This window comes from Protofrankia sp. CiP1_Cm_nod2 (genome assembly GCF_920664355.1).
GTDB lineage: Bacteria > Actinomycetota > Actinomycetes > Frankiales > Frankiaceae > Protofrankia.
Map to the genome: position 1 here is coordinate 19113 of NZ_CAKKTL010000039.1, position 8237 is coordinate 27349.

Sequence of the window (8237 nt, forward strand, 5' to 3'; positions counted from 1 at the left end):
TTGTGGCGAAGCCACAATTTGGGGTCAGACCTCCTCCCCGATCCGGTGCACTCGGATGGTGTTGGTCATACCGGCCACGCCGGGGGGGGTGCCGGCCACGACGACCACCAGTTCGCCGGGCTTGCAGCGCTCCAGCTGCAGCAGCGCGCTGTCGACCTGTCGCACCATCTCGTCGGTGCTGTGCGCGTACGGGACCAGGAAGGTCTCGACGCCCCACAGCAGCGCGAGCTGGCTGCGGACGGCGGGCACCGGGGTGAAGGCCAGCAGCGGGATGGGGCTGCGGTAGCGGGCGAGCCGGCGGGCGGTGTCCCCGCTCTGGCTGAAGGCCACCAGGTAGCGGGCGCCCATGACATTGCCGACGTTGGCGGCGGCCTCCGCCAACGCACCACCGACGGTACGCGGACGGGTACGCAGCGGTGGGAGCCGGCCCAGGTCCGTTTCGGCCGTCTCGATGATCCGGGCCATCGTGGACACGGCTTCGACCGGGTATTCACCGACGCTGGTCTCGGCCGACAGCATGATCGCGTCGGCGCCGTCGAGGACCGCGTTGGCGCAGTCGCTGGCCTCGGCCCGGGTGGGCCGGGGCGCATGCACCATCGATTCCAGCACCTGGGTGGCCACGATCACCGGCTTCGCGCGTTCGCGTGCCCAGGACACGCCACGCTTCTGGACCAGTGGCACGACCTGCAACGGCAGCTCCACCCCCAGGTCACCCCGGGCGATCATCAGACCGTCGAACGCCTCGACGATCTCTTCGAGCTGGTCGACGGCCTGCGGCTTCTCGATCTTGGCCAGGACGGGCAGGCGCACCCCGGCCTCGTCCATCACCGCCCGGACCTTCTCGACGTCGGCGGCCGAGCGGACGAAGGACAGGGCGATCATGTCGGCGGGCAGCCCGAGCCCGAAGCGGAGGTCCTTGGCGTCCTTGTCGGTCAGGGCGGGCACGCCGAGGGCCGCGCCCGGGATGTTCATCCCCTTGTGGTTGCTGACCGGGCCACCGACGATGACCGTGGTGTGGACGTCGGAGCCGGCGACCTCGACGACCTCGAGCACCAGCCGGCCGTCGTCGACGAGGATCCGGTCGCCCGCGGTGACATCGGAGGTCAGCCCGGAGAAGGTCGTCCCGACCCGGTGCTGGTCGCCGAGGATGTCGTCGGTCGTGATCGTGAACCGGTCGCCGGGGGCCAGGGTGACCGGGCCGGAGGCGAACTTCCCAAGCCTGATCTTGGGGCCCTGCAGGTCGATGAGGATGCCGACACTACGTCCGACCGCGTCGGAGGCGGCCCGGATCTGTTGGTAGGTCTGCGCATGCTGCTCATGGGACCCATGGGAGAGGTTGAGACGGGCGATGTCCATGCCGGCCTCGACCAGCTCCCGAATCTTCTCGGGCGAGCTGGTGGCCGGACCAAGTGTGCATACAATTTTCGCGCGGCGAGACACGAGACAAGCCTAGGAAATGACTCCGGTGGTCCGTACACCGCCCCCACTATCCGCTGGCCGACACCCGGAAAGTTTTCCATCCGCGGGAAAAAGGCCCTATTCCGTTTACCGGGGACGCCATGCGCACAGGTGGGCGTACCGGCACACCCGCCCCGCGCCGCCGCGGGAGGCGGGTGTGCCGGCCGGGCGGGCCCGCCCACGGCCGTCACGGCCGTCACGGACGGTGGGGCCGGCCGGGCCGAGCCGGGGAGTTCCCAGCTCACGGTGGGCGGGCGGCGGAGGGGAGCCTGGCGGCTCATCGCCGTCCCGCCGGTGGCATCGCCGTCGCGCCCCGCCGGGCGGGGAAGCAGAGACGAGCACGGACAGTAACTTAACAAGTGCCACGAGGATACCGGCTGACAGCTGGACGAACACAGCCTGTACGAACCGGCACGCGGCCGGCACCCGGCCGCCGCCCGGGCAGGCGTGCCGAACGGCCCTGGACGGCGGGCCGGAGGACCTGTGCGGGCAGCCCGGCCGGCTTCACCTGCCAGCCATACCTACCAAGCCATCCCAGCTGATGCCCCTGTGGGACGTGGGTGCGGGCTCCGGCAGCAGCGCATGCCTACCAGCCATCCCGGCCGACACCCCCGACTACGGTGACCGGACGGTCACCATCCGGCGTTCCTCGGAACTGGCCGCATCGGAGCTGGTCTCGCTGTGGCGGGCCGCGTCCTGGGTGGCGAACTGGGTGCGGTACAGCTCGGCGTACAGGCCGCCGCGGGCCAGCAGCTCGTCGTGCCGGCCGCTGTCGACCAGCCGGCCGTCCTCGATGACGAGAATCCGGTCGGCGTCCCGGACGGTCGACAGCCGGTGGGCGATCACGAGTGACGTCCGGCCGGCCAGCGCGGTGGCCAGAGCCTGCTGGACGGCGGCTTCGGACTCGCTGTCGAGATGGGCGGTGGCCTCGTCCAGGACGACGATCGACGGCTCCTTGAGCAGCAGCCGGGCGATGGCGAGGCGCTGCTTCTCCCCACCGGAGAGCCGGTAGCCGCGGTCGCCGACGACCGTGTCGAGGCCGTCGGGCAGCGCTCGCACGACGTCGCCGATCTGGGCGGCGTCCATGGCCGCCCACATCTGCTCGGGCGTGGCCGCCGGCCGGGCGTAGGTGAGGTTCGCCCGGATGGTGTCGTGGAAGAGGTGCGCGTCCTGGGTGACGACGCCCACGGCGTCCCGCAGCGACCGCAGGGTGAGCTCCCTCACGTCGTGGCCGCCGACCCGGACGGTGCCGCTGACCGCGTCGTACATCCGGGGCACCAGCTGGCTGATCGTCGTCTTGCCGGCTCCGGACGGCCCGACCAGCGCGACCATCTCCCCGGGCGCCACCCGGAACGACACCTGGTGCAGGACGGTCTCGGACGGCCGGTGGTCGAGCACCGCCACCGACTCCAGGGAGGCTAGCGACACCTCGTCCGCGGCCGGGTAACGGAAGCCGACGTCGTCGAACTCGACCGTGGCCGCGCCGGGCGGCAGGTCGGCCGCGCCCGGCCGGTCGGCGATCGCCGGGGTGAGGTCGAGCACCTCGAAGACCCGCTCGAAGGAGACCAGCGCGGTCATCACATCGACGTTGACGTTCGACAGCTGGGTCAGCGGGCCGTAGAGCCGCGACAGGTACGAGGTCAGCGCGACGACGGTGCCGACCTGAAGCGTGCCCTCGGCGGCTAACCGCCCGCCCACGCCGTAGACGATCGCGGTCGCCAGGGAGGCGACCAGGGTCAGCGAGACGAAGAAGATCCGGCCGTACATGGCCTGGGTGACGCCGATGTCACGGACCCGGGCGGCCCTGGCCGTGAAGCCGTCGTTCTCCCGGGCCGGGTGGCCGTAGAGCTTGGCGAGCATCGCCCCGGAGACGTTGAACCGTTCGGTCATCACCGTGTTCATCTCGGCGTTGAGCCCGTAGCTCTCCCGGGTGAGCGCGGCCAGCTTCGGCCCGAGCAGCCGCGCCGGGACGACGAAGACCGGCAGCAGCAACAGCGAGACGACCGTGATCTGCCAGGACAGCACGATCATCGCGGCGAGGACGAAGCCAACCGAGACGATGTTGGACAGGACCGAGGACAGCGTCCCGGTGAAGGCCGACTGGGCGCCGAGGACATCGTTGTTCAGCCGGGAGATCAGGGCACCGGTCTGGGTCCGGGTGAAGAACGCCAGCGGCTGGCGCTGGACGTGGTCGAACAGCCTGGCCCGCATGTCGAAGATCAGCCCTTCGCCGATGCGGGCGGAGAACCACCGTTGCGCGAGGGCCAGCAGCGCGTCGACGACGGCGATGAGCCCGACCAGCATGGCCAGCGCCTCCACGACGCCCACCCGGCCGGGGACGATGCCCTCGTCGATGATCGCCTTGTAGACCAGCGGGGTCGTCGCGCCGAGCGCGGCGCTGATGACGATCAGGATGAGGAAGCCGACGAGCATCCTCCGGTAGGGACGCGCGAACCCGACGATCCGGCGCAGGGTGCCCGGCCGCAGCTTCTGGTGGACGACCGAGCGGTCACGCTGGAAGGCCCGCGTGCTGACGCGCGGCCCGTCCTCGGCGAATCTCATCGGTGGACCCCCACATTCTGCTCATGCTTACATCGCAACACTGTAAGCGAAAGCAGACGAGGATCGTTCCCGTCACGGCCTCGGCCGGACGCGTCAGCCGGCTGCCCCGGCCGGTGCCGACGAGCAGCGCACCTGGGCGTCGCGCTCCGCACGTAGCTGATCCGCCACGGAAAGCTCGCGTCCGCGCAACAGCAACGCCTTGACCTCGACGGCCGTCTCGCGAGGGGCCGCGAGCAGGGCGGCGGCCAGTTCCTCCACGGCCCGGTCGAGTTCGGCGGGGGCGGCCAGCCGGTCCACCAGCCCCACCGCCTGCGCCTGTGCGCCGGAGAGCATACGTCCGGTCACGCACAGGTCCAGCGCGCGGCTGTAGCCGACCAGGTCGACCAACGCCCGGGAAACCCCCAGCGCCGGAACACCGCCATGACGCAGGCCGCCGAAGGACAGGTACGCGTCGTCACAGGCGATCCGCAGATCGCAGGCGAGCGCGAGATGCAGGGCGTCGACGGCGTACCCGCTGACGACCGCGACGCTGAACAGGTCAGGGCGCGACAACCAGCCGAGCGCGGCCTGCCATCCGGCGGCCGTCCCCGTGTCGCGGGGCGCCGCGTCGAGGCACCTCAAGTCGTGACGCGCCATATCGTGACACGCGGTGTCGCGGGACGCGGTGTCGCGGGACGCGGTGTCGCGGGACGCGGTGTCGCGGGACGTCAGGTCGCCCGTGGCCGGCCGTCGCGCGGCCACCCCAGCGTCGGACGGCCGGCCCGCGGGCCCGCCGTCGGCCGGCCGCTCCCCGCTCGTCCGGCCGCCAGCCGGTTGATCATCAGATGGCCGCTCCCCGGCCGCCGCGCGGTGGCCACCGCTGGACGGCGACGAGCCGCCAGCGATCCGAAGAATCACCAGCCGGACGCTGCCGGGCAGGGAGCGCCCGATACCGGCCAGCACGGTGGACAACGCGGCGGACGGGCTGGGCACGCGCCCAGCCGGTTCGCGCGCGACTGGTTCACGCACGGTTGGCTCGTGCGGTTCGCGCACAGTTGGCTGGCGCTCAGTTGACGCGTGCTCAGTTGACGCGTGCTCAGTTGACGCGTGCTCAGTTGACGCGTGCTCAGTTGACGCGTGCCCAGTTGGCACACGCACGGTGGCGTGGTCCTGACGATCGACGGCGATGGTCGCCCTCGGACCGTCGATCGTCAGCGCCAGACCGACCGCCGCCTGGTCGGCGACGGCCGGCACCGACATGATCAGGCGCTCTTCTTCTTGCTGCCCCGGGTGGCGCCGCCACGACCCCGCAGGGTCGTGCCGGACTCCGAGAGGATGCGGTGAACGAACCCGTACGAACGGCCCGACGACTCGGCGAGAAGACGGATGCTCTGCCCTGCCTCGTACTTCTTCCGAAGCTCTGATGCAAGCTTGTCGCGCTCCGCGCCGGTGATCCGGGTTCCTTTCCTAAGCTCGGCCAATGTGGCCCCCTCCGTGATAGATGATCTGCGAACCGATCTTCACTCAGTTGCGGTGAACGCGCCACTCGAAGCGCATGTGATCCATCACACGATCTCCTCGCAAGCTCGATCCCCCCAGGCGGATCTGTCAAGTCTTTCCCATCCACTCACCACAAGAACAACAACGACCACGCACCGGATCCGACCCATTTCCCGACACGACGGAGAGAAGCCGTGCTTATACCAACATCATGACAACGTCCACACTCTCTTGCCACTACCAGGCTCGACGGAAACTTTGGCGCGTAACGTCGGGCAGCGCCCCGGACCAGCGACGAACCAGCAGCGTGACGGTGGCGCGGCGCTGGCGCTACGGTGACGCGGGCGATGGCACGGACGATGGCGCGGTGGCGAAGTGGCACCGGCACCGCCGGACGCCACACTCGCTGAACGGCGTCCGCCGAACGGCGCCAGTGGCATCGACGAGCCTCTCGCGCGCCGCTCGAACAGCATGCCGCCACCCTGGTTACGGTGCATATGTGGTCATCACGCCGGAGGACCGGGCTCACCAGTCGGCATGCCCGCCGCCGGAAATGCCTCCGGCCGGCACCGGCACCGGGCGGCGCGCCACTTCCGCGCCACCCGTTCGTCCCCCGTCAACCGGGATCCGCCCGGCGGGCCGGCAACGATATGACCGTTTCTTTCCCACGCCCTGTCCGGCCCGCGTCCCCGGGCCACGCTGAAGGTGGCCGACGTTCCGATCACCGCCGCGCCGTCGGGCAGCGGGACGGGTGAAAACGGACGGCCGGGTATGCGGGAGCGCATGCGGAACCGGCCGTCCTCCGGTGGCGATTCCGCCCAGCCCGCGGAAATCGCGCTGTGGATCGTCACGATCGCCGGCTGCCTGGGGCTGGCCGCGCTGGCGCGTGCCACCGCCGGCCAGGGATGGAACCCGCTGCCGGCCATGTCCGGCGGGCTGCCGTTCACCGCGGGCCGGCGCCCCGGCGTCTCCCCGGCGTCCCTGTCCGCCCCGGCGGTGGCGGCCGTGGTCGCTGTCGCGGCCTGGCGCGGCGTCCACACCTGGCTGCGGTGGGTCCCGCTCCTCATTGCCAGCTATGTGGCCGCGTTGGGCTGGGCCGTGGCGCTGGCGGTGGGCAGTGCCCACCCGGGGGCGCTGGCGGTGGGCACTGCCCACCCGGGCCTGGCCGGCGCGCTCGCGGTCGGTGCGTCCACGGCCAGCGACGGGCACCTGCCGGACGGGCCGGCCGCCGCCGACGCCGGCCTGACGGCCCTGCTGCGGACGTTCACCGAGCACACCGGTGCCGGCGGCTACGGCGCGCGGGCCCACCCCCCGGGGCCGACGCTGCTGGTGTGGCTGCTCGCCCAGCTGGGGATCACCACGCCGATCGCCCTCGGTGCCGTCCTGACGGCGCTGGGCGCGGCCACGGTCCCGCTGGTGGCGGTCGCGGTCCGGTCGCTGTGCCATGAGACCGCCGCCCGCCGTCTCGTCCCGGTTCTGCTGCTGGCGCCCTGGGCGCTGTGGACGGCCGCGTCGGTGGACGCGGTGACCGCGGCCCTCGGCGCCGCGTTCGTCACGCTCGGGGTCGTCGGCTCCGAGCCGGGACGGCGGCTGTGGTGGGCGGCGGCGTGCGGCCTGCTCCTCGGCGTGGCCACGCTGTTCGACTACGCGATGCCCTGGCTTGGCGCGACGGTCGTCGCGGCGTACTTCGTCCGCCGCCGGCCGCTGCTCAACGTGATCACCGGTGGCTGTTTCCTGGTGCCGCTGTCGCTGCTGTCGCTGTGGGGGTTCTCCTGGCCGGACGGGCTGGCCGCGGCCCGCGCGCAGGCCGCCCACACGGCCGCGCAGGCCGGCCTGGCCGGCGCGGCGACACTTCCGGAGCCGCTCGCCCGGCTGCCGGTGGGGTTGGCGGTCGTGCTGGTCGCGTGCGGGCCGGTGATCATCCGGGCGGCCCGGCGGATCCGGCTCACGCCCGGCTGGCCGTTCCTGGTCGGCGCGGTCCCCGCGATTCTCTTCGGCATGCTGACGGGGCTTGCCGCCACGGCGCCGGAGCACTCCTGGCTGCCGTTCTACTGCTGGCTGGTGGTCCCGGCCCTGGCGCCGGACCCACGCCCGAACGGCCCGGGCGACACCGCCCGCGCCGGCCCCCTCCCGCTGGCCCTGACCACTGCCGGCGCCCTCACCGCGATCATCACCCAAGCCCTCCTCCCCACCACCCCACCCGTCCCGTGAGCCGCCCGCCCACGAGAACGAGGGAACAACCGGCTGCCAGAGCAGCCACCTACGTACTCGTTCCCACGGACGGGATGGGGGCGCGGGGCTGGTCAGTGGGCTGGCGGGGTGCTGGCCTGTGCCCTGGCGGGCTCTGCCGCGGCGGGCTCTGCCGCGGGTGGACGGAGGTCCGGCTCCAGGTAGATGCGGTGCGCGATGGGGACCGCGGCGCGCAGCCGGGACTCGGCGTCGTTGATCACGGCCGCGACAGCGGGCACGGTCAGCTCCACGTCCAGCACGATCTTCGCCGCGACGAGCAGCTCCTCCGGCCCCAGGTGCAGGGTGCGGATGTGGATGACGTCGGTGATGTGCGGGGAGTGCCCGAGGACGTCCCGGATAACCGCGACCGTCGCCGGGGCCGCCGCTTCCCCCACCAGCATCGCCTGGGTCTCCGCCGCGACGATGACGGCCACCACGAGCAGCAGGATCCCGATGGCGAGGGTGCCCGCGCCGTCCCAGATCGGGTCGTCGGTCACGAGGGTCAGGCC

6 protein-coding genes and 1 pseudogene are annotated in these 8237 nt (G+C 71.9%); 2 read left to right on the forward strand and 5 right to left on the reverse strand.

What is annotated here, in order from left to right:
- Positions 1 to 24: 24 nt before the first annotated feature.
- From pyk to NBW84_RS06590, 3 genes are all read right to left on the reverse strand, one after another.
- Positions 25 to 1440, reverse strand: coding sequence for a pyruvate kinase (gene pyk, locus NBW84_RS06580; RefSeq protein ID WP_250282663.1), 1416 nt, complete (start codon positions 1438 to 1440; stop codon positions 25 to 27).
- Between the two features lie 633 nt (positions 1441 to 2073).
- The gene (locus NBW84_RS06585) at positions 2074 to 4020 is read right to left on the reverse strand and encodes an ABC transporter ATP-binding protein (RefSeq protein ID WP_250282665.1); all 1947 of its coding nucleotides are present in this window, start codon (positions 4018 to 4020) and stop codon (positions 2074 to 2076) included.
- 93 nt (positions 4021 to 4113) lie between these two features.
- Positions 4114 to 4992, reverse strand: coding sequence for an enoyl-CoA hydratase/isomerase family protein (locus NBW84_RS06590; protein WP_250282666.1), 879 nt, complete (start codon positions 4990 to 4992; stop codon positions 4114 to 4116).
- Between the two features lie 62 nt (positions 4993 to 5054).
- On the opposite strand from NBW84_RS06590, the gene NBW84_RS24115 reads away from it, so the two are divergent.
- Complete coding sequence (locus tag NBW84_RS24115) at positions 5055 to 5261, forward strand: pentapeptide repeat-containing protein (RefSeq protein WP_445548651.1); 207 nt, start codon at positions 5055 to 5057, stop codon at positions 5259 to 5261.
- On the opposite strand, the gene NBW84_RS06595 is transcribed toward NBW84_RS24115, so the two are convergent.
- Entirely contained in the window at positions 5262 to 5480 is a 219-nt protein-coding gene (locus NBW84_RS06595) for a helix-turn-helix domain-containing protein (RefSeq protein ID WP_013873150.1), read from the reverse strand.
- An 802-nt stretch (positions 5481 to 6282) separates the two neighbouring features.
- Between NBW84_RS06595 and NBW84_RS06600 the strand changes: the two genes are divergently transcribed.
- Positions 6283 to 7710 carry a hypothetical protein gene (locus NBW84_RS06600; protein ID WP_250282668.1) on the forward strand — a complete coding sequence of 476 codons (1428 nt, stop codon included), beginning with the start codon at positions 6283 to 6285 and terminating at the stop codon, positions 7708 to 7710.
- Between the two features lie 92 nt (positions 7711 to 7802).
- Here the strand turns inward: NBW84_RS06600 and NBW84_RS06605 are convergent.
- Positions 7803 to 8237, reverse strand: a pseudogene (locus tag NBW84_RS06605) (cation diffusion facilitator family transporter); the annotation flags it as partial.

What these genes read in the sequence shown, in the direction of transcription:
- NBW84_RS06585 (WP_250282665.1), bottom strand. Translation starts at nt 4,020, where the DNA reads ATGAGATTCGCCGAGGACGGGCCGCGCGTCAGCACGCGGGCCTTCCAG.
- NBW84_RS06600 (WP_250282668.1), top strand. Translation starts at nt 6,283, where the DNA reads ATGCGGAACCGGCCGTCCTCCGGTGGCGATTCCGCCCAGCCCGCGGAA.